Raw genomic sequence first — 22,375 nt, 5'->3', positions numbered from 1 at the left:
GTCGATGGACTGCCCGCCCCGGCTCCCGTCTTGGGTTCCTCGGCGCGGTCGGTGCGCCGGTACGGCTCAGAAGCCGCCGGTCTGCTCGTCCCGGCGGCGCTGCCAGCGCTGCTCCACCCGGTCCATCATCCCGGCCTTGCGGCGCGGGGCGGCGGCCTGGCGGGGGCCCGCGCCCTGGCTCGCGGGCCCGCGGCGCCAGCCGGTGACCGCGAACACCGCACACCCGAGCATCACCAGGAAACCGACGACGCTGACCCAGATCTGGTCCGGAACGACCATGCCGCCCATCAGCAGGCCGATCCCCACCACGAAGCCGGCGACGGCCAGGTAGACCCGCCGACGGGTGTAGGTGCGCAGCCCGGTTCCCTCAAGCGCCGACGCGAATTTGGGATCTTCGGCATACAGCGCTCGCTCCATCTGGTCGAGCAGTCGCTGCTCGTGCTCCGAGAGCGGCACGGAGTCCTCCTACTCGTCGGTCGCGGGTGCGACCGGTCCGCCACCCCGGTCGGGGAGGCCAGTCCAATCAGCCTTGGGCACACGGTCGGACGCCCGTGCGGGGGACCCGGCCCGTGTCGTCCATATGCCCCACGCATCCGGCTGTCATGCTTTCCGGCTTTACCCAGATCATACGGTCCGTGGACCCGTTGCGGAGTGGTCTGCGCCGCGTGGTACGGGCCACTTGGACCGGGTGGGACCGCACCCGGCTCAACGCCGGACGGATCGGACTAGTGCCCGACCCGGTGGAATCGGTCCGGACCTGGGGAGCTTCCCGATCCCACCCCGGTGGGGGGAGGGCGTCCGGAGGGCGTCCGGAGGGCGAACCACCGCCGAACGGTACGCGAACCGTACGGCGGGCGGGCAGGCGGTCCGGCAGGGGTCAGGCCAGGGTGGCCAGCAGGTGCAGCTGGGTGGCGACGGCGTGGAAGGCGGGCTGCTCGGCGGCGGCCTCCTCCAGCTTCAGCAGCGCCTCCATCGCACCCGGCTCGGCGTCCACCAGCACCCCGGGCACCAGGTCGGCGAAGACCCGTACGCCGTGCACCGACTCCACCCGCAGGCCCGCGCCCTCGGCCAGCCGGCCCAGCTCCTCGCCGGTGAAGCGGCGCGGCATCGGGTCCTGCTCGCCCCAGCGGCCGTCTTCGGCGGAGAGCACCGTGCGGGCCTCGTTGAAGTGGCCGGCCAGCGCACGGGCCAGCACGGCGCCGTTGCGGTTGGCGGCCAGCAGGCTGACCAGGCCGCCCTTGCGCAGGGTCGCGGCCAGGCTGCCGAGCGACTCGGCCGGGTCGTCCACGACCTCCAGCACGCCGTGGCAGAGCACCGCATCCACGGTGCCGGGGGCGACCAGCTCGGGCAGCGTCTGGGTGTCCCCCTGGACGGCCCGGACCAGGTCCGTCACCCCGGCCTCAGCGGCCCGGCGCTCCAGCGCGAACAGCGCGTCGGGGCTCGGGTCGACCACGGTGACCCGGTGGCCGAGCTTGGCCACCGGCACGGCGAAGTTGCCGGTGCCGCCGCCGGTGTCGACCACGTCGAGCACCGGCTGGTCCAGCTCGGCCACCCGCTTCTCCAGGGCGGCCCGCACCACCTCCCAGACCACGGCGGTACGCAGGGCGCTGCGGGGACGCGTCGGGTACAAGGCGGGACTCCTCGGCACGTGCAGATCGATCAGGATGCCTCCACCTTAGACCGACCGGCACATGGTGGGTGGAGCGAGGAGCGGCGTCCGGGCCGAGCCTGGCAAGGCGGAGGAGGGAGTAGCAGCGGGGCTGCGGCGACCGACGACAACGCAGTCCAGGCGACACCCCGGGCGTCGCGACGCCGCCCACCATGTGCCGGTCGGTCTTAGGACCTGTCCCCGGGCTCGTCGGTGTCGAGCGGCAGCCGGGGGGCGGGCGGGGCCGGGCGCAGGCCGAGCAGCCGCTGGACCAGGCGCAGGAACAGGGCGGAGTTGCGGATCAGGTCGTCGGCGTCGCGGGCCGAGGCGGCGCCCCGGATCCCGGCCTCGGCAGCGGCCCGGCGGCGGGCGCCGGCCCCGTAGTAGAGCGCCCATTCGGCCAGTTCGGGGGCCACCTCGGGCAGTACCTCCCAGGCGCTGCGGATGGCCTTGCGCCGACGCGGGTTCTTCTCCGGCCGGCCGCGGACGGCCAGCACGGCCGCCACCGTGCGCAGCGCGGCGAGGTGGGCGGTGGCGTAGCGCTCCAGCGGGTCCTCCAGCGCGCGGGCGCGGGCCAGCGTGCGGTGGGCGTCGGCGAGCAGGTCGAGGGCGGCGGGCGGCGCGGCCGTCCGGCGCGACACGGGGTGCACGTCCTGCCCGGCGGGGCCGGGGGCGTGCGGCAGGGCGGCGGGGTGGAGGCGGGCGGTGACGGGCTCAGGGTGGCTGATGGTCATGGTCTCCCCCGTTCCGAGGCAGCGCGCGGACCGGGTGGTCCGTGCTCCTCCATCGTGAACGGCGCCACTGACAATCAGGCCCCGGGAACGGGCGTACCGGCGGCGGACGCGGTCCCCCGATCCGCGCCGCCGCCGTCTGCCGTCGCTCCGCCCACCCCCCACCGGGCGGCGGTGCGAACTCCCCCCGTTTCCCCCGTTTCCCCCGTTCGGAGACCGGTCTCCCCCCGGCCCGCTCCGCCGCCCCGTGTCGGCGGTGCGGGGCCCGTGACCGGCGCCCGACGCGGATCCCGAACCACCACCCCCTGGCCCTCCCGGCCGGGGAGCGGACGGATCCGCCACCCGGGTGGCCGGCGCCCGACGCGCCGTCCTCCCGGGTGCCACTACTCTCCCGTCCCGGCAGGTCGGAGGCCATCCGCTGACGTACTCAACCGGGGATCTGAGTACCCGTACTCAGTCGGCCCGGCCGGCCGGGCCCGGAACCACGGCGGTGGCCCGTGGCGTCCCGGCTCCGGGTACGGTACGGCGGGACCGGGGCGGTCCCGGCCCGGGTCGGGAGACCCGGGATGTCGAGGAGGGGGACGCGATGACGGTCCTGCCGCTGATCTTCACCAGCGGTCTGGCCAGCGGCATCAACGCGTACGCGGTGGTGCTGCTGCTCGGTCTGCTGGGCCGGTTCGCCGGGGCGGAGTCGGTGCCGCACGCGCTGGAGCGCACCGATGTGCTGATCGCGGCGGCCGTGCTGTTCCTGCTGGAGGCGGTGGCCGACAAGATCCCGTACGTGGACACCGTCTGGGACGCCGTGCACACCGTGATCCGGCCGATCGCCGGCGCCGTCGTCGGGGTGCTGATCGCGAGCAACGACCCGGGCTCGCTGAGCGAGGTCGCGGCCGGGGCGATGGGCGGCACCACGGCGCTGGTCACCCACCTGGTGAAGGCCTCGCTGCGGATGGCCGTCAACACCTCGCCCGAACCGTTCAGCAACATCGTGGTCAGCCTGGCGGAGGACCTCTCGGTGGCCGGCCTGGTCACCCTGGCGATCTTCCACCCCTGGCTGGCCGCCTCGATCGCCGCCGTCCTGTTGCTGACCGGCCTGCTGCTGGTCCGGCTGGCGGTCAGCAAGATCCGCGCCTTCCGGGCCCGCCGCCGCGAACGCAGGGCCACCAGGGCCGCGGCCGGAGCGTACGCAGGTCGGTCCTAGGATCTGGTGCCATGGCACGGATCGTCATCATCGGCGCAGGAATGAGCGGGCTCGCGGCGGCCTCCCGGCTGGCGACCATCGGCCACCGGGTGACGGTCTGCGAGGCGGGCGGCACGTACGGCGGCATGGTCGGCCGGTACGAGCGCGACGGCTTCGCCTTCGACACCGGGCCCGGCCTGCTCCCGCTGCCGGCCGTCTACCGCGACCTCGCGCTGAAGACCGGCAAGGAGCCGCTGGAACAGCTGGTGGAGCTGGCGCCGGTGGACCCGGAGAGCCGGCACCTGTTCCCCGACGGCACCGCCGTCACCCTGCCCAACGCCTCGCGCGGCGGGGTCAGCCAGGCCCTGGACGCCGCCTTCGGCGCGGGCTCCGGCGCCCGCTGGAGTGCGGTGATGAACCACGGCCGGACGGTCTGGGAGGCCACCCGCCGCCCACTGCTGGAGGAGCCGCTCCCGGCCGACCGGGCCTTCCTGGGCACCGACCCGTACCCGGCCCCGGCGCCCACCGGACTGGCCCGGCTGCGCCGCCGCCGGCCGTGGACCCTCCGGGACGTGGCCGCGCGCGAGCTCGGCGGCCACCCCGGGCTGACCGCCCTGCTGGCCGAGGCCGCCCTCCGGTACGGCTTCCTCCCCGGCCGGGCACCGGCCGGGGCCACCGTGCTGCCGTACATGGAGCAGTCCTTCGGCGTCTGGTACGTCCGGGGCGGCCTGCGGGCCCTTGCCGAGGCCGTGTACCGGCGCTGCGAGCTGCGCGGGGTCGAGTTCCGCTTCGACACCCCGGTCACCCGGGTGGTCGTGGCGGACGGCCGGGCCTGCGGGGTGGAGACGGCGGACGGCCGGGTCGACGCCGATCTGGTGGTCTCCGCGATGGACGCCGGCGCCCTGTACCGCCACGGCCTCGCCGAGTGGCCCGGACTGCCGGCCGAGCACTGGGAGCCCCGGGGGGTGCCCGGCCGGTTCAGCGTGCTGCTGGCCCTGCGCGGCCGCCGTCCGGAGGGCACCGCGCACCGGACGGTGGTGCACGCGGTGGACCCGGCCGCCGAGGAGAACGCCCTGACCCTCTCGGCGCCGCCCTGCGCGCGCCCCACCGTCCAGGTGCTCCGCCCGGACGACCCGGCACTGCGCCCCGACGACGCCCACGAGAGCGTGGTGCTGACCGCGACCGTCCCGGCCCAGGGCGAGTTCGACTGGACCGCCCCCGGCGTCGCCGACCACTACGCCGACCAGCTGCTCGCCCATGTCGACGCGGCCGGCCTGGGCCTGCGCGAGCGGCTCCGGTGGCGGGTCGTGCGCACCCCGGAGGACACCCGCCGGGAGACCGGCGCCCTCGGCGGCGCGGTCGCCCTCCCGGTCCTGGCCGGGTCCGCGGGCCGGTGGCTGAAGGCCGCCAACGAGTCCCCCGTGCCCGGGCTCCACCTGATCGGCGGCAACGCCCACCCCGGCGGCGGCCTCTCCCGCGTCGGCATGTCCGCCTGCATCGCCGCCAACCTGATCGGCCCGGCGTGAGGGCGGGGCCGGCCGGTCAGCCCTGGTGCCAGGTGTTCTGCTGCTGGTAGCCGTAGTTCTGGTCGTACGCCGACTGCTGCGGGATGCCCTGGCCGTGCTGGTCCGGCTGGGGCTGCCACTGCTGCTGGTCGTGCTGCTGGTGCTGCTGGGCGTTCGGGTCCCAGGCCTGCTGGTGCTGCTGCGGGTAGCCCTGGTACGGGTCCTGGGGCTGCTGGTAGCCGCCGTACGGGTCCGGCTGCTGTTGCGGGTAGCCGCCGTAGGACTGCTGGTCGTAGGCGTAGGCGGGCTGCTGCTGGGTCTGCCACTGCTGCTGGTCGTAGCCGGGCTGGTAGGCCGGGGCGTACGGGTCCTGCGGCTGCTGCTGGACCTGCGACTGCTCGTAGTACGAGGGGGCGTAGACGCCGTCCTGGGCCAGTTCCCGCATCTCGAAGGCGGCGGTCTGCTCGACCTCCGGGAGCTCCTCGGCGACCGGCGCCGGGGCGCTGTCCCGGGCCGTGTCCGGGGACGGGACCGGGGTCTCCTCGACCGCGCTGACCTCGCCGACCCGCTTCCGCTCCGCCGCCTCGACGGCCGCGACCGCCGCGCCGCCGGTCAGGGCGCCGAGCAGCGGCACCCTGGCGAGCGGACCGGGCAGGCTGCCGTCGGCCTTCCGCAGGGACCAGCCGTTCTGGTAGCCGCGCTTGACCGAGAGGGTGACGAAGACCTGGCCGACCGCGAACAGGCCCGCTCCGGCGCCGATCACCAGGACCGAGCCGAGGCTCATCCCGACGGCCACGCCGAGGAACCCGGCCAGGGCCAGCGCCCGCCAGTGCACCGGCGCCCGGTTCTGCAACAGCACCTCGGCGACCAGCCAGAGCGCCACCACCGCCAACGCGACGTACAGCAGCAGGTATCCGATGCCCATCCGCCCGCTACCTCCAGTCGCGTGCCCGCGCGCGCCGCGCGTGTGCGGCGACTGTACCGGTTCAACGGCCGGGGTACCGCATCGCGTTCCCGCCGGCGACGGCACCGGCCGCACACGACCGGGCCCGCCACCGGGGACGGGTGACGGGCTCCTGAACAGCCGTGGTCAGCGCTGGTGCAGCCCCAGGTTCTGGTAGATCTCCAGGGTCGCCGTCGAGTGGTTGAGCGTGATGAAGTGCAGGCCGGGCGCGCCCTCGGCGAGCAGCCGCTCGGCCATCGCGGTGGCGTGCTCCATGCCGACCGCGCGCAGTGCCGCCGGGTCGTCGATGACCGCCCGCAGCCGGTCCTCCAGGTCGACCGGGAAGGCCGAGCCGCTGAGCTGGGGGAAGCGCTCCAGCTGCTTGGCGTTGGTGACCGGCATGATCTCCGGGATGATCGGCGTCTCGCAGCCCGCGGCGGTGACCCGGTCGCGGAACCGCAGGTAGTCGTCCACCTCGAAGAACATCTGGGTGATCGCGTAGTCGGCGCCGGAGCGGACCTTGGCGATGAAGTGCCGGATGTCCTCGTCCCAGTCGGTCGAGCGCGGGTGCATGTTCGGCGAGGCCGCGACGCCGACGCAGAAGTCGCCGATGCCCTTGATCAGCTCCACCAGCTCGTACGCGTAGGTGACGCCGTCCGGGTGACGGACCCACTCGCCCATCGGGTCGCCGGGCGGGTCGCCCCGGACGGCGAGGACGTTGCGCACGCCCTGGTCGGCGTACTGGCCGATGATGTTGCGCAGTTCGGCGATCGAGTGGTCCACCGCGGTCAGGTGGGCGACCGGGGTGAGCGTGGTCTCGGTGGCGATCCGGCCCACGATGTTGACGGTGCGCTCGCGCGAGGAGCCGCCGGCGCCGTACGTCATGCAGACGAAGTTCGGGTCCATCGGTTCGAGCCGCCGGATGGCGTCCCAGAGCTTCTGCTCACCGGCCTCGGTGCGCGGCGGCATGAACTCGAAGGAGAAGGAGCGCTTTCCGGCCGCCAGGAGTTCGCGGACCGTGAGTGCGCGGTCCGGTCTCGTGGAAGCGATGCCGAGTGCCATGTTGGCAGGTTATCGGGGCCCCGACGGGGCCGGACAACTCGATTCCACGATTCGGGACAAGTAGTGGACGGGCCTCCGCTTCCCTCCCGCCCACCCCGCGCACCCCGGCCGCACCCCGCTCGCACGGCCGTTCCCCGCCGCCCCGCTACGCTTGCTGCACCCCAGCGAACCAGCGGAGCCTCATCGTGACCTCGTCCAGCAACCGGCCGGCCAACCCCATGGACGTGGAGGACGTCCGCACCCGCGTCAACGCGGCCCTCGCCGCGTTCATGGACGGCCAGTCCGCGCTGCTCGGCACGATCTCGCCGCAGCTGGTGCCCGCCGCCGACGCCCTGCGCGACTTCCTGCTGGACGGCGGCAAGCGGCTGCGCCCGGCCTTCTGCTACTGGGGCTGGCGCGCCGCGGGCGGGCCCGCCGCCGGCGAGGGGATCGCCAACGCGGCGGCCGCCCTGGAGCTGCTGCAGGCCAGCGCCCTGGTGCACGACGACCTGATGGACCGCAGCGACACCCGCCGCGGCCTGCCCTCGGTGCACCGCCGCTTCGAGGCACTGCACCGGGAGAGCGGCTGGCGCGGCGACCGCGAGCAGTACGGCGCCTCGGCCGCGGTGCTGCTCGGCGACCTGCTGCTGATCTGGTGCGACGAGCTGTTCCTGCGCTCGGGCCTGGACCCGGCCGCCGTGCTGGCCGCCAAGCCGAGGTTCGACCTGATGCGCACCGAGGTCATGCTCGGCCAGTACCTGGACGTGCTGGAGCCGGTGGCCGGCGACTCGGCCGACGAGGGCGCGCTGGAGCGGGCGCGGACCGTCCTGCACTACAAGTCGGCGAAGTACACCATCGAGCGGCCGCTGCAGGTCGGCGCGCTGCTGGCCGGGGCCGGGCCGGAGCTGGTCGAGGCGCTCGGCGCGTTCGGGCTGCCGCTGGGCGAGGCCTTCCAGCTGCGGGACGACCTGCTCGGCGTCTTCGGGGATCCGGCCGTCACCGGCAAGCCCGCCGGGGACGACCTGCGCGAGGGCAAGCGCACCCTGCTGGTCGCCCACGCGATGCGCGCCCTGCCGCAGGCGGACGCCCGGCACCTGGACGCCCGGCTGGGCGCGCCGGACCTGGCCGCCGAGGAGGTCGCCGAGCTGCGCGGGCTGGTCGCCCGCAGCGGCGCGCCCGAGCTGGTGGAGGCCCGGATCGAGGAGCTGATGGGGCAGTCGCTGGCCGCGCTGGCGGCGGCGCCGCTGGCCGACGAGCGGGCCCGTACGGTGCTGCTGGCACTGGCCGAGGCCGCCACCGTCCGCAAGTACTGAGGAACGGCGGCGGCCCGGCGGTCACACTGCCAGGCGCACCCGGCGGGCGAGCTCGGCGGCGGCCGCCCGCGGGTCCTCGGCCGCGGTGATGGCCCGGACCACGACGATCCGGCGGGCGCCGGCGGCCAGCACCTCGTCCAGGTTGCCGAGGTCGATCCCGCCGATCGCGAACCACGGCCGGTCGGTGGCCCGCCCGGCCGCGTAGGAGACCAGGCCCAGGCCCGGCGCGTACCGGCCCGGCTTGGTCGGGGTCGGCCAGACCGGGCCGGTGCAGAAGTAGTCCACGCCCGGCTCGGCGACCGCCGCGTCCACCTCGGACTCGGCGTGGCAGGACCGCCCGATCAGCACGTCCTCGCCGAGGATCGCCCGGGCGGCCGGCACCGGCAGATCGTCCTGGCCGAGGTGCAGTACGTCCGGCCGGGCCGCGTGGGCGACGTCGGCGCGGTCGTTGACGGCCAGCAGCTTGCCGTGGCGGCGGCAGGCGTCGGCGAAGACCTCCAGGGCCGCCAGCTCCTGCTTGGCCTCCAGTCCCTTGTCGCGGAGCTGGACGATGTCCACCCCGCCGGCCAGGGCCGCGTCCAGGAACTCGGCCAGGTCGCCCTGCTCGCGCCGGGCGTCGGTGCACAGGTAGAGCCGGGCGTCGGCCAGGCGGGCACGCAGCGTGTCCGCCGCCATCAGATCAGCATCGCCTGGGCGCGGCGCTTGACCTCGGTGCCGCGGTTCTCCCGCAGCGCCTGGATCGGGCTGCCGGGCAGCGACGGGTCCTCGGTGAAGAGCCACTCCAGGATCTCCACGTCGTTGTACCCGCAGTCCCGCAGGACGGTCAGGGTGCCGGACAGGTGCTTGACCAGCCCCTGGCCGTCGATGAACGCCGCCGGGACCTGCAGCGACTTGTTCGGACCGCGCCGGACGGCGATCAGGCCGCCGTTCTTGACCAGGTCACGCACTTCGGTGACCCGGACCCCCCACTGCTCCGAGATGTCGGGCAGGTACACCCACTCGGTGACCAGGGCTTCAATCTTGCTTTCGATCTCACTCACGCCACCAGACTGCCACCTCCGCGGCCCGCCGCGCACCAGCCGCTACCCCGCGACCGCCGACTTCAGCGGTACCGAGGGGTCCGCGGCGAGGGCGCGGTCCAGCACCGCGCCGCGCTCGATCAGCTTCCGGCCCTGGGTGAGGTCGCGCGGCCGGTCCACCGCCAGCAGCGCGCTCGGCACCCCGTCGCGCAGCCACAGCACCGTCCAGCCGGCGTCCTGCGGGCCGCCGCGCCAGAGCAGTTCGTCGCCCCCGGTGTGCCGACCGGCGTACTGGACCATCCGCCCGAACTGCTCGGACCAGAAGTACGGCACCGGGTCGTACGGCTCGTCCGCCCCGAGCACGGCGGCGGCCGCCGCCCCGCCGGACTGCAGCGCGTGGTCCCAGTGCTGGACGACCAGCCGGGCGCCGGAGCGGGTCGACGGGTAGCTGACGCAGTCCCCGGCCGCGAACACCCCGGGCAGGCCGGTGCGCAGCCGCCCGTCCACCACGACCGCGCCGGAGGCGTCCAGCTCGACGTCCGAGCCGGCCAGCCAGCCGGTCGCGGGCCGGGCGCCGACACCGACCACCACCTCGTCGGCGGGCAGGTGGGAGCCGTCCGCCAGCAGCACCGCCCCGGGCTCCACGGCGGCCACGCCGACCCCGCAGCGCAGCTCCACCCCGGCCTCGGCGTACCACGCGGCCGTCACCGAGCCGACCTCGGTCGGCAGGGCGCCCGGCACCGGCGCCGGACCGGCCTCGACCACGGTGACCTCGCAGCCGGCCTGCCGGGCCGCGGTGGCCACCTCGGCGCCGATCCAGCCGGCGCCGACCAGCACCAGCCGCAGCCCCGGGCGCAGCAGCGCGCGCAGCGCCAGCGCGTCGTCCAGGGTGTGCAGCAGGTGGGCGCGCTCGGCGCCGGGCAGGGCGCGCGGGACGGCGCCGGTGGCGATCACCAGCGAGTCGTACCGGAGGTCACCGCCGTCGGTGTGCAGCACGCCCGGGGTGAGACCGGTGGCGCGGCGGCCGGTGAGCAGCTCGATGCCGAGCCCGTCGTAGTCGATGTCCAGGGTGGTGGCGTCGGCCTTGCCGAGCAGCACGTCCTTGGAGAGCGGCGGCCGGTCGTACGGCGCGTGCGGCTCCTCGCCGACCAGCAGGATCCGACCGCGCCAGCCGCCCTCCCGCAGCTTCAGGGCGCACTGCGCCCCGGCCAGCCCGGCCCCGACGACGACAACCACCTGATCCGTTCCGCTCAGCTCTGCCACGCCCGTCACTGTACTCAGCGCCGCACGGCCGCCCGGGGCCGTCCACCCTTCGTACGGCCCTTCGGCCGGGCCGACCCCCGGCGTTAAGGTGGACGCACCACACGGGAGCCCGGCGTACCGGGCTGAGAGGCGGGCTGGCACGGCCCGCGACCGTCCGAACCTGATCCGGGTCATACCGGCGAAGGGAGAAGAGCAGCTTTGTCACGCTTGCCAGCAGGCAGCCGCGCGGACGTGCTGGTGATCGGCGGGGGCGTCATCGGCCTCGCCGTGGCCTGGCGCGCCGCCCAGCGCGGGCTGCGGGACGTGGTCGTGGTCGATCCCGACCACGGCGGGGGCGCGGCCGGGGTGGCCGCCGGGATGCTCGCCCCGGTCACCGAGGTGCAGTACGGCGAGGAGCCGCTGCTGCGCCTCGGGACGGCCTCCAACCAGCGGTACGAGGGCTTCGCCGCCGAGCTCACCGAGGCCAGCGGCGGCCTCGACACCGGCTACCGGCGGTGCGGCACCATCGCCGTCGCGCTGGACTCCGACGACCGCGAGGAACTGCGCGAACTGCACGCCTTCCACCAGCGGCTGGGCCTGGACTCCAGCTGGCTGACCGGCCGGGAGGCCCGCCGGCTGGAGCCGATGCTCGCGCCCGGCGTGCGCGGCGGACTGCACGCCGCGGACGACCACCAGGTGGACCCGCGCCGGCTGCTCACCGCCCTGGTCGCCGCCGGTGAGCGGGCCGGGGTCCGGCTGCACCGGGGCGAGGCCGTCGAGCTGCTGGTGGAGGGCGGCCGCGCGGTCGGCGCCCGGCTGGGCTCCGGGGAGACCCTGCACGCCGAGCAGGTCGTCCTCGCCGCCGGCCCGCACAGCCACCGGCTGCCCGGGTTGCCCGAGGGGGTGCTGCCCGCGGTGCGCCCGGTGAAGGGGCAGATCGTCCGGCTGCACGTCCCGGACGCCTACCGGCCGTTCCTGTCCCGCAACGTCCGCGCGGTGGTGCGCGGTCAGCACCTGTACCTGGTGCCGCGGGAGAACGGCGAGCTGGTGATCGGCGCGACCACCGAGGAACAGGGCTACGACACCACGGTGACCGCCGGCGGGGTGTACGAACTCCTGCGTGATGCCCATGAGTTGGTCCCGGGCATCACCGAACTCCCGCTGGTGGAGACCTCCGCCGGGCTGCGCCCGGGCTCGCCGGACAACGCCCCGCTGCTGGGCCCGACCTCGCTGCCCGGACTGGTCGCCGCCACCGGCCACTACCGCAACGGCGTACTGCTCACCCCGGTCACCGCCGACCTGCTCGCCGACTACCTGACGACCGGCGAAGTCCCTGACCTGGCAAGGCCGTTCACGCCCACCCGGTTCTCCTCCGCATCCCCCCTGATGAAGGCCTCCGCATGACCGAGATCGCTCTGACCGTCAACGGCGAGCCCCGCGAGGTGCCCGCCACGACCACCCTCGCCGAGCTGGTGGCCACCGTCAGCGCCGCCAACACCGGTGTCGCCGCCGCCCTCAACGAGGCCGTGGTGCCGCGCAGTTCGTGGTCCGGGACGACGCTGGACAGCGGCGACCGGATCGAGATCCTCACCGCCGTCCAGGGGGGCTGAGCCATGGCCGACGACCTTCTCACCATCGCCGGGGCGACCTTCTCCTCCCGGCTGATCATGGGCACCGGCGGCGCGCCGAGCCTGGAGGTCCTGGAGCGTGCCCTGCTCGCCTCCGGCACCGAGCTGACCACCGTGGCCATGCGCCGGGTGGACGCCACCACCCAGGGCTCCGTCCTGGACGTGCTGACCCGCAACGGCATCCGGGTGCTGCCCAACACGGCCGGCTGCTTCACCGCCGGCGAGGCCGTGCTGACCGCCCGGCTGGCCCGCGAGGCGCTCGGCACCGACTGGGTGAAGCTGGAGGTGATCGCCGACGAGCGCACCCTGCTGCCCGACCCGATCGAGCTGCTGGACGCCGCCGAGACGCTCGTCGACGACGGCTTCACGGTGCTCCCGTACACCAATGACGACCCGGTGCTGGCCCGCAAGCTGGAGGACGTCGGCTGTGCGGCGATCATGCCGCTGGGCTCGCCGATCGGCTCCGGCCTGGGCATCCGCAACCCGCACAACTTCCAGCTGATCGTGGAGGGCGCCGGCGTCCCGGTGATCCTGGACGCCGGCGCCGGGACGGCCTCCGACGTGGCGCTGGCGATGGAGCTGGGCTGCTCGGCGGTGATGCTCGCCTCCGCGGTGACCCGGGCTCAGGACCCGGTGCTGATGGCCGAGGCGATGCGGCACGCCGCCGAGGCGGGTCGGCTCGCCCACCGGGCCGGCCGCATCCCGCGCCGCTTCCACGCCGAGGCCTCCTCCGCGATGGCCGGCCGGGCCGACCTGGACTCCCGGGAGCGGCCGGCCTTCTGAACCCGTCGCGCATGTCACAAGCCGGTCCCGGTGGCGGTGTCCGCCGGGACCGGTCTCCGCCCGCCCCACTAGACTCCCCCGGGTGGACATGGCATTGCACGACCCGCTGATCGGCGCCCTGCTCGACAACCGGTACCGGGTCGAGCAGCGCATCGCCACCGGCGGGATGTCCACCGTGTACAAGGGCACCGACACCCGGCTGGACCGGGTGGTCGCCCTCAAGGTGATGCACCCCCAGCTGGCCGGGGACGAGGGCTTCACCGCCCGCTTCATCCGCGAGGCCAAGGCGATCGCCAAGCTCACCCACCCCAACGTGGTCAACGTCTTCGACCAGGGCGCGGACGGCGGAAACGTTTTCCTCGCCATGGAGTACGTCCCCGGCCGCACCCTGCGCGACCTGCTGCGCGACCGCGGCGCGCTCTCCGTACGGGCCGCGCTGGACGTGCTGGAGCCGGTGCTCGCCGCCCTCGGCGCCGCCCACCGGGCCGGGCTGGTCCACCGGGACGTCAAGCCGGAGAACGTGCTGATCACCGAGAGCGGCCTGGTCAAGGTCGCCGACTTCGGCCTGGTCCGGATCCTCGGCACCGCCGACGGCGCGCCCACCTCGACCAGCACCGCCACCGGGGGCACCGTCATGGGCACGGTCTCCTACCTGGCCCCCGAGCAGATCCTCCCGGACGCCCCCACCGACCAGCGGGTCGACGTCTACGCGGCCGGCATCCTGCTCTACGAGATGCTCACCGGCCGCCGCCCGCACACCGGCGACAACCCCGTCCAGGTCATGTACAAGCACCTGCACGAGGACGTCCCCGCCCCCTCGCTGACCGCCCCGACCGTCCCCCCGGCCCTGGACGCCATAGTGGCCGGCGCCTGCGCCCGGGCCGCCGACGCCCGGCCGTACGACGCGGTGGAGCTGCTCGCCGCCCTTCAGCGGGTCCGCCGCACGCTCACCCCGACCGAGCTGGACGCCGAGCCACCGGCCTCCACCCGGACCAGCCCGCGCTACCCCACCAGCGAACCGACCTCGGTGATCCAGCCGCTCCCCCGGCCCGCCGACGCCCCGGCGCCGGAGCCCACCAGCGTGCTGGAGGTCCCGGCGGAGCTGATGGAGCAGCTACTGGTCGAGCCCCGCCCGTACGACGAGCCGACCCCGGTCCGGCCCCGCCGGCCGAGCCGGCTGCGCCGCCTCCCGCGCAAGCCGATGATCTGGACGGCCGCGCTGACCGCCCTGGTGCTGGCAGTGGGCGGTGTCACGTACGGGATCTCCGAGGGGCTGTACGGCTCGGTGCCGGGCGTGCTCGGCAAGGACCGGTCCGAGGCGCAGCGGGTGCTGGACCGGGCGGGCATGCACGGCCGGTTCGTCGAGGTGTTCAGCGAGTCCGTCCCGGCCGGGCAGGTGATCTCCACCGATCCCGGGGTGGGGGCGCGCACCCGCAAGAGCGACTCGGTGACGGTCACCCTCTCCAAGGGCCCCAAGCGGATCGCGGTGCCGGACCTCACCGGCAAGACCGCGGACGACGCGGCCGCCGCGCTGGCCGGCGCCCAGCTGACCAGGGGCGGGGTGACCCAGACCTACAACGACTCCGTGCCGGAGGGCTCGGTGATCAGCAGCTCGCCGGGCGCCGGGCAGATGCTGCAGGAGAACGCCGCGGTCTCGCTGGTGGTCAGCAAGGGGATGGTGCCGGTCCCGGACGTCAGCGGGATGGGCCGGGACGACGCCCAGCGGGCGCTGCAGGCGGCGGGCTTCACCATGAAGGCCTCCACCGACTGGACGCTCGGCATGGGCAAGGTGAGCAGCCAGTCCCCGGCGGCCGGCGAGCGGCGCCCGCAGAAGTCCGTGGTGACGGTGAACTTCTCGCTGTTCTGAGCGGATCCGGGGCTCAGCGGAGCGGCCCGTCGCCCGGTTCCTCCTGGTAGGAGTAGCGCTGCTCGCGCCACGGGTCGGCCAGGTTGTGGTAGCCGCGCTCCTCCCAGAAGCCGCGCCGGTCGGCCCGCATGTACTCCACCGCGCGCACCCACTTGGGGCCCTTCCAGGCGTACAGCCGGGGCACCACCAGCCGCACCGGGAAGCCGTGTTCGGCGGTCAGCGCCTCGCCGTTGCGGTGGGTGGCGAGCAGGGTGCGGGGGTCGGCGAAGTCGGCCAGCCGCAGGTTGGCGCTGTAGCCGTACTCGGCCCAGACCATGACGTGGGTGACGCCGGGCGCCGGAGGCACCAGGTCGAGCAGGAGGGCCGCGGGCACGCCCGTCCACTCGTTGCCGAGGAGGGAGAACTTGGTGACGCAGTGCAGGTCGGCGACCACGGTGGTGCGCGGCAGGGCGTCGAAGGCCGTGAGGTCCCAGCTGTGCTTCTCGGCCGAGGCGGTGGCGCCGAACACCTGGAGGTCCCAGCTCAGCGGCTTGAAGCGGGGCACCGGCCCGTAGTGCAGGGCGGGCCAGCCGCGCTGCGCGCGCTGGCCCGGGGGGAGGCTCGGGTCAGACGGCGGAAGCGGTTCTCGTTCGGACTGACCCATGGCTCCATGGTGACAGACGGCGGACGGGCCCCGGCGCGCGCCCCTTGGGCTCCCGTTCACGCCCCGCCCGTACGGGCCAATGGTCGATCGCATACCCCCGGCTATCACCCAAATCGGATATTCCGACACATGTCCTAGTGAGTGTGAACTTACTGGAATTTCCTCCCAATACGGTGCCAGGATGCCCAGCGCAGTACTCACCGCAGGACGTGACGCAGGGAGGCAGCACCATGCAGGGCGACCCGGAGGTCATCGAGTTCCTCAATGAGCAACTCACAGCCGAACTCACCGCGATCAACCAGTACTTCCTGCACGCCAAGATGCAGGAGAACTTCGGCTGGACGAAGCTCGCCAAGTACACCCGGCACGAGTCGTTCGACGAGATGAAGCACGCCGAGACGCTCACCGACCGGATCCTGTTCCTGGACGGGTTGCCCAACTACCAGCGGCTGTTCCACGTCCGGATCGGCCAGACGGTCAAGGAGATGTTCGAGGCCGACCGGCAGGTCGAGGTCGAGGCGATCGACCGGCTCAAGCGCGGGATCGTGGTGATGCGGGCCAAGAACGACGTCACCTCGGCGAACATCTTCGAGTCCATCCTGGCCGACGAGGAGCACCACATCGACTACCTCGACACCCAGCTGGAGCTCCTGGAGAAGCTCGGCGAGGCCCTCTACCTCGCCCAGCTGATCGAGCAGCCGGAGTCCTGAGACCCGGCGCCCCGGCTCAGGCCACCCGCAGCGGGACCACCGGGGCGATCGGCGCCACCGGCGCCGGCTTCGGCGCGGCCGACCCGGGCTCGTCCTGGACCTCCGGGTCGGCGAGTCCGAGCTTGGCGGCCAGCCGGGCGGTCGGGCAGGGCCGGGCGCCGTGCTCGCCGAGCAGCGCCTGGATCCGGCGGACGCAGGAGCCGCAGTCCGTACCGGCCTTGCAGCCCTTGGCTATCTGCCGCGGGCTGTTGGCGCCCCCGTCGATCGCCTTCTTCACCTGGTCCTCGGTGACCGCATGGCACATGCACACGTACATAGCGGTCTCTCCCGGAGTGAAGCGCAGGTGAAGCGCGGAGTGGATCTTGACTAAGGCTTGCCTTAGTTCACTAAGCCTCACCTTACCCGGCGATCCGGGCACGAAAAAGCCCCTCCGGCTTCGGGAGTCCCGAATCCGGAGGGGCCTTCGTCACAGTCACTCGCCCGCTCGCCGCCGGGCCGAAGGGCGGTGGTGGCTCAGGGCCGGCGGATCACTGGCCGCGGTACATCTCCGCCACCAGGAACGCCAGGTCCAGCGACTGGCTGCGGTTGAGCCGCGGGTCGCAGGCCGTCTCGTAGCGCTGGTGCAGGTCGTCGACCAGCACCTCGTCGCCGCCGCCGACGCACTCGGTGACGTCGTCGCCGGTCAGCTCCACGTGGATGCCGCCCGGGTGGGTGCCGAGCGCCCGGTGCACCTCGAAGAAGCCCTTGACCTCGTCCAGGACGTCGTCGAAGCGGCGGGTCTTGTGGCCGCTGGAGGCCTCGAAGGTGTTGCCGTGCATCGGGTCGCAGATCCACACCGGCTTGGCGCCGGAGGCGGTGACCTTCTCCACCAGGGTGGGCAGGTGGTCGCGGACCTTGCCCGCGCCCATCCGGGTGATGAAGGTCAGCCGGCCGGGCTCGCGCTCCGGGTCCAGCTTCTCGATCAGGGTGAGCGCCTCGTCCACCGAGGTGGTCGGGCCGAGCTTGACCCCGATCGGGTTGCGGATCTTGGAGGCGAACTCGATGTGCGCGTGGTCCAGCTGGCGGGTGCGCTCACCGATCCACACCATGTGGCCGGAGACGTCGTACAGCTCGCCGGTGCGCGAGTCCACGCGGGTCAGCGCGGTCTCGTAGTCGAGGATCAGCGCCTCGTGAGAGGAGAAGAACTCGACGGTCTTGAACTCCTCCGGAGCCACCCCGCAGGCGTTCATGAACGCCAGGGCGTTGTCGATCTCCCGGGCGAGCTGCTCGTAGCGCTGACCGGCCGGCGAGTTGCGCACGAAGTCCTGGTTCCAGGCGTGCACCTGGCGCAGGTCGGCGTAACCACCGGTGGTGAAGGCGCGCACCAGGTTCAGCGTCGCGGCGGACGCGTTGTACATCCGCTTCAGGCGCTCCGGGTCCGGGATCCGCGACTCCGGGGTGAACTCGAAGCCGTTCACCGAGTCGCCGCGGTAGACCGGCAGGGTCACGCCGTCCCGGGTCTCGGTCGACTTCGAGCGCGGCTTGGAGTACTGGCCGGCGATGCGGCCGACCTTCACGACCGGCACCGAGGCCGCGTACGTGAGCACGGCGGCCATCTGCAGCAGGGTCTTCAGCTTGTTGCGGATGTGCTCCGCGGACACGCCGTCGAAGGCCTCGGCGCAGTCGCCGCCCTGGAGGAGGAACGCCTCCCCCCGCGCCACGGCGCCGAGCCGGGCGCGCAGCTGGTCGCACTCACCGGCGAAGACGAGCGGCGGATACGAGGCGAGCTCGGCAAGGGTCTTGCGCAGAGCCTCTTGGTCCGGCCATTCAGGCTGCTGCGCCGCGGGCAGGGACTGCCAGGAGTGGCCAGTCCTCGTGGTCTCAGTCGTTGCGGTCACACGGCAAGGCTACGGGGTGGCGCGAGCGATTCGTGACCATTGCCCGAGGGATGAGACACGTCCCGGACATTGCACGTGACCGGCCTCACCCGCACGGCCCCATCCGATAGGCTCCACCCCATGCACGCGCCCCACACCCACTCCTGGTGGTGGGCCTCCCCCCTGGGTGGCCCACAGATCGCGCGTTCCTAGACGAACACGACGGCCGCCCCTCGGGGCGGCCGTCGTGCGTCCGAGCAGACGGCCCTCCGGGAGCGGAACCAGCACCGCCTCGCCATCCACCCCGGAAGGAAGCCGTACTCGTGACCACCCCCGCCTCCAGCGAGCTGCTCGCCCGCCTCACCGCTCCCGGCGCCCCCGCCTTCGCCCTGCTGCACCGCCGCACCCCCCGGCACGCCCCGGACACCGTCGAGGTGCTGCTCGGCACCGTCGACAGCTACCGGCACCTCGCCGACCTCCCGGTCCGGGCCGGCATCCCGGCCTCCGGGCCGGTCCACGACCTGCTCGCGCTGGTCCCGTACCGGCAGATCCGCGAGCGCGGCTTCGAGGCGCACGACGACGGCACCCCGCTGCAGGCCCTCGCGGTGACCGAGCAGTACGCGCTGCCGCTGGCCGAACTCACCACCGCCCTGCCCCAGTTGCCGGTCACCCTGTCCGGCGGTGCGTTCGACGTGGACGACGAGGCGTACGCGGCGATCGTCCGCCGGGTGATCGACGACGAGATCGGCAACGGCGAGGGCGCCAACTTCGTGATCCGGCGCGACTTCCACGCCACGCTCGAGGACTGCTCCCCCGCGCTCGCCCTCACCCTGTTCCGCCGACTGCTGGAGCAGGAGCGCGGCGCGTACTGGACCTTCCTGGTGCACACCGGGGAAAGGGTGCTGGTCGGCGCCTCCCCCGAGGTGCACGTCCGGCAGAGCGGCGGCACCGTCGTGATGAACCCGATCTCCGGCACCTACCGCTACCCGGCCGGCGGCTCCGACCTCGACTCGCTCCTCCAGTTCCTCCACGACCCCAAGGAGCTGGAGGAGCTGACCATGGTGGTCGACGAGGAGCTGAAGATGATGTGCACCGTCGGCGACCTCGGCGGCCAGGTGCTCGGCCCCCGACTCAAGGAGATGTCCCACCTCGCCCACACCGAGTACGAGCTGCGCGGACGCACCTCGATGGACGTCCGCGAGGTGCTGCGCGAGACGATGTTCGCCGCCACCGTCACCGGCAGCCCGGTGCAGAACGCCACCCGGGTGATCCGCCGCTACGAGCCCGGCGGGCGCGGCTACTACTCCGGCGCGCTCGCCCTGATCGGGCGCTCCGCGAGCGGCGGGCAGCTGCTGGACTCGCCGATCTGCATCCGCACCGCCGACATCGACCCGGCCACCGGGCGACTGGTCGTCCGGGTCGGCGCCACCCTGGTGCGCCACTCCGTCCCGGAGTCCGAGGTCGCCGAGACCCACGCCAAGGCCGCCGGGGTGCTCACCGCGATCGGCGCCCGGCCGGCACCCGCCCGGCTGCCCCACCCCGGCGGGCCCCGGCTCGCCGACGACCACCGGGTACAGGCCGCGCTGGACGCCCGCCGGGCCGACCTCGCCCCGTTCTGGCTGCGGATGCAGGCGCCGTCCCCGGTCACCGAGCCCGAGCCGACCCTGGTCGTGGACGGCGAGGACACCTTCACCTCGATGCTCTCCCACCTGCTGACCTCGCTCGGCCACCAGGTCACCGTGGTCCGCTTCGACGAGCCCGGCCTGCGCGAGCTGGTCGCCGCCCACCGCGGCCCGCTGGTGCTCGGCCCCGGCCCGGGCGACCCGGCGCTCGCCGGCGACCCCAAGATGGCGGTGCTGCGCCCGGTCGTCGCGGACGCGCTGGCCGCCGTCCGCTCCGGCGCCCGGACGGCCCCGCTGCTCGCCGTCTGCCTCAGCCACCAGCTGCTCGCCGCCGAACTCGGGCTCGCCCTGGGCCGCAAGGCCGTCCCGTACCAGGGCGCCCAGGAGAGCATCGACCTGTTCGGCCGCAAGCGCACGGTCGGTTTCTACAACACCTTCACCGCCCGCTGCTCGGACGCCGACGCGGCCCGGCTCGCCGCCGTGGGCGTCGAGGTCGCCCGGGACGCCGCCACCGGCGACGTCCACGCGCTGCGCGGCCCCGGCTTCGCGGGCCTGCAGTTCCACCCCGAGTCGGTGCTCACCCGGGACGGCGTGGACATCGTCGCGGCCCTGCTGCGGGAGGCGACGGCCGTCCGGGGCTGAGCACGGTCGGACCGGTCCCGGGCGCCGCCGCCCGGGACCGGCTCACAGCTCCTCGTCCAGCCCCTGCTCGATCGCGTACCGGACCAGCTCCACCCGGTTGTGCAACTGCAGCTTGCCCAGGGTGTTCTGCACGTGGTTCTGCACCGTCCGGTGTGACAGCACCAGCCGGTCGGCGATCTGCCGGTACGACAGGCCCTTGGCCACCAGCCGCAGCACCTCGGTCTCCCGGGTGGTCAGCTGCGGAACGGCCGGCGCCGACGCCGGGGCCGGCTCGGCGGCCAGCCGGCGGAACTCGCCGAGCACCAGCCCGGCCAGGCCCGGGGTGAACACCGCGTCGCCGACGGCCGTGCGGCGCACCGCGTCCAGCAGTTCCTCCCGCCCGGCCGACTTCACCAGGTACCCGGTCGCGCCGGACTTCACCGCCTCCAGCACGTCCTGGTGCTCACCGCTGGCCGACAGCACCAGCACCCGCACCGCCGGGTCCGCCGCGACCACCTGGCGGCACACCTCGGCGCCGGACAGGCCGGGCAGGTTGAGGTCCAGCACGACCACCTGCGGGGTGCAGGCCCGGGCGCGGCGCACCGCCTCCTCGCCGTCGCCCGCCGTGGCCACCACGTCCAGGCCCGCCTCGGCCAGGTCGCGGGAGACGGCGTCCCGCCACATCGGGTGATCGTCCACCACCATCACCCGAACCGGTCGGTCGGTCTCCGACTGATCGGTCATCGGCTGGTCGGTCATCGGCTGGTGGGTCATCAGGCGGCCTTCCTCGGAACGCGCAGTTCGACCTCGACGCCCTCCCCGGGCGCCGAGTACAGCTCGGCCGTGCCGCCGAGGTCCAGCACCCGGCCGCGGATCGACTGGGAGACGCCCAGCCGCCCGGCCCGCTCCGCCTCGCCGAGCCGGCCCGGGGCGAAGCCCGGACCGTCGTCGCGGATGCTGACCGTGACGGCCTCCGGCTCGTCCTCCACCAGGATCCAGGCCCGAGCCGACTCCCCGGCGTGCCGGCGGACGTTGTCCACGGCCGCACCGACCGCCGCGGCCAGTTCGCGGGCCGCCGGACCGGGCAGTGGCACCGGGGTGCCGGGGGCGGAGAGCGTGATCCGCTCGCCGGCGTACGGGCGCAGCAGGGCGGTGAGGTCCTGCGGCCCGGCGGGGTCGGGCTCCTGGGCGCGGTCGGCCTCCGGCAGCCGCTGGGCCGGCAGCGGACCGCCGGTCATCAGCGCCCGCAGCGCCCGCTCCTGCTCACCGGCCAGCCGGCCCAGCTCGGCGAAGTCCGTACCGTTCCCGCTGCCGCCGCCCAGCTCCGCGCCCCGGCGCTGGACCAGCGCCAGCACCTGGAGCACGCCGTCGTGGATGTCCCGGGAGAGCCGCTCGCGCTCCCGGGTGGCGGCCTCGACCTGCAGCGCCCGGGTCAGGGTGGCCTCGCTCGCGCGGGCCAGCTCGATCACGTACCCGATCGCGCAGCCGGCCACCAGCAGCAGCACGATGTTGTGCACGTTGTCGCCGGTCGGGCCGCCGTGGCCGAGGATGTTGGCGACCCCGATCACCGCGCCGGACGCCGCCGCCGGGCGCCAGCCGCCCTTGGCGGCGAAACCGAGCACCGTGCCGGCGGCCCAGATGGTCGGCAGGGTCGGCGCGCCGTGGCTGATCCGGGCCGGGGCGTCGGTCATCCCGCTCATCACGATGCCGGTCACGGCCAGCGACAGGTCGAACCCGAGGACGTACCAGGTGCAGCGCTGCGGGTTGGAGAAGGCCCGGGTGCTGGCGAGCGTCCAGAGGATCAGCGCGCCGAAGTAGATCCAGCCCGCGACCGGGTGCAGGAAGTGCAGGTACGAGTTGAAGTACCGGAGCAGGGCGTAGCAGAGCGCCAGCATCCGGAAGTAGGAGATGGCCTTCCACAGCGGGAGCTCGACGGACATGCCGCCGGCCGCCACCGCGCCGCCCACCGCCGTGCCGGCCGTTCTCGCGCCCTCCGCCATGCCTCGGCCCCTCCCCTGGACCC

General features: G+C 74.1%; 22 protein-coding genes and 1 riboswitch. Of the genes, 9 read left to right on the top strand and 13 right to left on the bottom strand.

Annotated elements, in window-relative coordinates; all coding sequences use genetic code 11:
- Positions 1-66: 66 nt before the first annotated feature.
- From ACFWIS_RS24770 to ACFWIS_RS24760, 3 genes are all read right to left on the bottom strand, one after another.
- Positions 67-456, bottom strand: coding sequence for a DUF3040 domain-containing protein (locus ACFWIS_RS24770; RefSeq protein ID WP_380458813.1), 390 nt, complete (start codon positions 454-456; stop codon positions 67-69).
- Between the two features lie 421 nt (positions 457-877).
- Positions 878-1,630 (bottom strand): methyltransferase domain-containing protein, encoded by a 753-nt coding sequence (locus ACFWIS_RS24765; protein ID WP_380458815.1) that lies wholly within the window; start codon positions 1,628-1,630, stop codon positions 878-880.
- Between the two features lie 206 nt (positions 1,631-1,836).
- Positions 1,837-2,382, bottom strand: coding sequence for an SAV_6107 family HEPN domain-containing protein (locus ACFWIS_RS24760; protein ID WP_380458816.1), 546 nt, complete (start codon positions 2,380-2,382; stop codon positions 1,837-1,839).
- A 583-nt stretch (positions 2,383-2,965) separates the two neighbouring features.
- On the opposite strand from ACFWIS_RS24760, the gene ACFWIS_RS24755 reads away from it, so the two are divergent.
- Positions 2,966-3,580, top strand: coding sequence for a DUF4126 domain-containing protein (locus tag ACFWIS_RS24755; RefSeq protein ID WP_380458818.1), 615 nt, complete (start codon positions 2,966-2,968; stop codon positions 3,578-3,580).
- Positions 3,581-3,591: 11 nt separating this feature from the next.
- Complete coding sequence (locus tag ACFWIS_RS24750; RefSeq protein WP_380458820.1) at positions 3,592-5,085, top strand: phytoene desaturase family protein; 1,494 nt, start codon at positions 3,592-3,594, stop codon at positions 5,083-5,085.
- Between the two features lie 16 nt (positions 5,086-5,101).
- On the opposite strand, the gene ACFWIS_RS24745 is transcribed toward ACFWIS_RS24750, so the two are convergent.
- Both ACFWIS_RS24745 and metF read right to left on the bottom strand, forming a co-directional pair.
- On the bottom strand, positions 5,102-5,989 hold the full coding sequence (locus ACFWIS_RS24745) for a hypothetical protein (RefSeq protein WP_380458822.1): 888 nt from the start codon (positions 5,987-5,989) through the stop codon (positions 5,102-5,104).
- A gap of 165 nt (positions 5,990-6,154) precedes the next feature.
- Positions 6,155-7,069, bottom strand: coding sequence for a methylenetetrahydrofolate reductase [NAD(P)H] (metF, locus tag ACFWIS_RS24740; protein ID WP_380458823.1), 915 nt, complete (start codon positions 7,067-7,069; stop codon positions 6,155-6,157).
- Positions 7,070-7,254: 185 nt separating this feature from the next.
- Here metF and ACFWIS_RS24735 point away from each other — a divergent pair, with 185 nt between their 5' ends.
- Positions 7,255-8,361: a polyprenyl synthetase family protein gene (locus ACFWIS_RS24735; protein ID WP_380458825.1), complete on the top strand. Its 1,107-nt coding sequence runs from the start codon at positions 7,255-7,257 to the stop codon at positions 8,359-8,361.
- Between the two features lie 21 nt (positions 8,362-8,382).
- Here ACFWIS_RS24735 and thiE read toward each other — a convergent pair whose 3' ends face one another.
- From thiE to ACFWIS_RS24720, 3 genes are read right to left on the bottom strand one after another with little or no spacing between them, the layout of a single operon-like run.
- On the bottom strand, positions 8,383-9,036 hold the full coding sequence (gene thiE, locus ACFWIS_RS24730) for a thiamine phosphate synthase (protein WP_380458827.1): 654 nt from the start codon (positions 9,034-9,036) through the stop codon (positions 8,383-8,385).
- Positions 9,036-9,401, bottom strand: a complete 366-nt coding sequence (locus ACFWIS_RS24725) for an Rv2175c family DNA-binding protein (protein WP_375893249.1) — start codon at positions 9,399-9,401, stop codon at positions 9,036-9,038. The genes thiE and ACFWIS_RS24725 overlap by 1 nt, the downstream gene beginning before the upstream one ends.
- 42 nt (positions 9,402-9,443) lie before the next feature.
- Positions 9,444-10,643 (bottom strand): NAD(P)/FAD-dependent oxidoreductase, encoded by a 1,200-nt coding sequence (locus tag ACFWIS_RS24720; protein WP_380458829.1) that lies wholly within the window; start codon positions 10,641-10,643, stop codon positions 9,444-9,446.
- Positions 10,644-10,734: 91 nt separating this feature from the next.
- Positions 10,735-10,847, top strand: a riboswitch (TPP riboswitch).
- Positions 10,848-10,850: 3 nt separating this feature from the next.
- On the opposite strand from ACFWIS_RS24720, the gene thiO reads away from it, so the two are divergent.
- The 4 genes from thiO to pknB all read left to right on the top strand — a co-directional run bounded on the left by thiO (position 10,851) and on the right by pknB (position 14,900).
- Positions 10,851-12,026 (top strand): glycine oxidase ThiO, encoded by a 1,176-nt coding sequence (gene thiO / locus ACFWIS_RS24715; RefSeq protein WP_380458831.1) that lies wholly within the window; start codon positions 10,851-10,853, stop codon positions 12,024-12,026.
- Positions 12,023-12,232 carry a sulfur carrier protein ThiS gene (gene thiS / locus ACFWIS_RS24710; RefSeq protein ID WP_380458832.1) on the top strand — a complete coding sequence of 70 codons (210 nt, stop codon included), beginning with the start codon at positions 12,023-12,025 and terminating at the stop codon, positions 12,230-12,232. Before thiO ends, thiS begins: the two co-directional genes overlap by 4 nt.
- Before the next feature lie 3 nt (positions 12,233-12,235).
- Positions 12,236-13,033: a thiazole synthase gene (locus ACFWIS_RS24705; RefSeq protein ID WP_380458834.1), complete on the top strand. Its 798-nt coding sequence runs from the start codon at positions 12,236-12,238 to the stop codon at positions 13,031-13,033.
- Between the two features lie 88 nt (positions 13,034-13,121).
- The gene (gene pknB, locus ACFWIS_RS24700) at positions 13,122-14,900 is read left to right on the top strand and encodes a Stk1 family PASTA domain-containing Ser/Thr kinase (RefSeq protein ID WP_380458908.1); all 1,779 of its coding nucleotides are present in this window, start codon (positions 13,122-13,124) and stop codon (positions 14,898-14,900) included.
- A gap of 13 nt (positions 14,901-14,913) precedes the next feature.
- Here the strand turns inward: pknB and ACFWIS_RS24695 are convergent, their stop codons facing one another.
- Complete coding sequence (locus ACFWIS_RS24695; protein WP_380458836.1) at positions 14,914-15,543, bottom strand: molybdopterin-dependent oxidoreductase; 630 nt, start codon at positions 15,541-15,543, stop codon at positions 14,914-14,916.
- 230 nt (positions 15,544-15,773) lie between these two features.
- On the opposite strand from ACFWIS_RS24695, the gene bfr reads away from it, so the two are divergent.
- Positions 15,774-16,253, top strand: coding sequence for a bacterioferritin (bfr, locus tag ACFWIS_RS24690; RefSeq protein ID WP_380458838.1), 480 nt, complete (start codon positions 15,774-15,776; stop codon positions 16,251-16,253).
- 16 nt (positions 16,254-16,269) lie between these two features.
- Here bfr and ACFWIS_RS24685 read toward each other — a convergent pair whose 3' ends face one another.
- The gene (locus ACFWIS_RS24685; protein ID WP_380458840.1) at positions 16,270-16,557 is read right to left on the bottom strand and encodes a bacterioferritin-associated ferredoxin; all 288 of its coding nucleotides are present in this window, start codon (positions 16,555-16,557) and stop codon (positions 16,270-16,272) included.
- A 223-nt stretch (positions 16,558-16,780) separates the two neighbouring features.
- Entirely contained in the window at positions 16,781-18,130 is a 1,350-nt protein-coding gene (locus ACFWIS_RS24680) for a class II 3-deoxy-7-phosphoheptulonate synthase (protein WP_380458842.1), read from the bottom strand.
- Positions 18,131-18,432: 302 nt separating this feature from the next.
- On the opposite strand from ACFWIS_RS24680, the gene ACFWIS_RS24675 reads away from it, so the two are divergent.
- Positions 18,433-20,373 carry an anthranilate synthase family protein gene (locus ACFWIS_RS24675; RefSeq protein WP_380458844.1) on the top strand — a complete coding sequence of 647 codons (1,941 nt, stop codon included), beginning with the start codon at positions 18,433-18,435 and terminating at the stop codon, positions 20,371-20,373.
- 42 nt (positions 20,374-20,415) lie between these two features.
- Here the strand turns inward: ACFWIS_RS24675 and ACFWIS_RS24670 are convergent, their stop codons facing one another.
- Together ACFWIS_RS24670 and macS are read right to left on the bottom strand one after the other, a co-directional pair.
- The gene (locus tag ACFWIS_RS24670) at positions 20,416-21,126 is read right to left on the bottom strand and encodes a response regulator (RefSeq protein WP_380458846.1); all 711 of its coding nucleotides are present in this window, start codon (positions 21,124-21,126) and stop codon (positions 20,416-20,418) included.
- Entirely contained in the window at positions 21,126-22,352 is a 1,227-nt protein-coding gene (macS, locus tag ACFWIS_RS24665; protein WP_380458848.1) for a MacS family sensor histidine kinase, read from the bottom strand. Before macS ends, ACFWIS_RS24670 begins: the two co-directional genes overlap by 1 nt.
- Positions 22,353-22,375: the final 23 nt, after the last annotated feature.

It is taken from the genome of Kitasatospora sp. NPDC127060, assembly GCF_042724935.1.
In the GTDB taxonomy this organism is placed as follows: Bacteria; Actinomycetota; Actinomycetes; order Streptomycetales; family Streptomycetaceae; genus Kitasatospora.
Note: the sequence above shows the minus strand (reverse complement) of the source record. Positions and strands in the feature narration are given on the sequence as shown.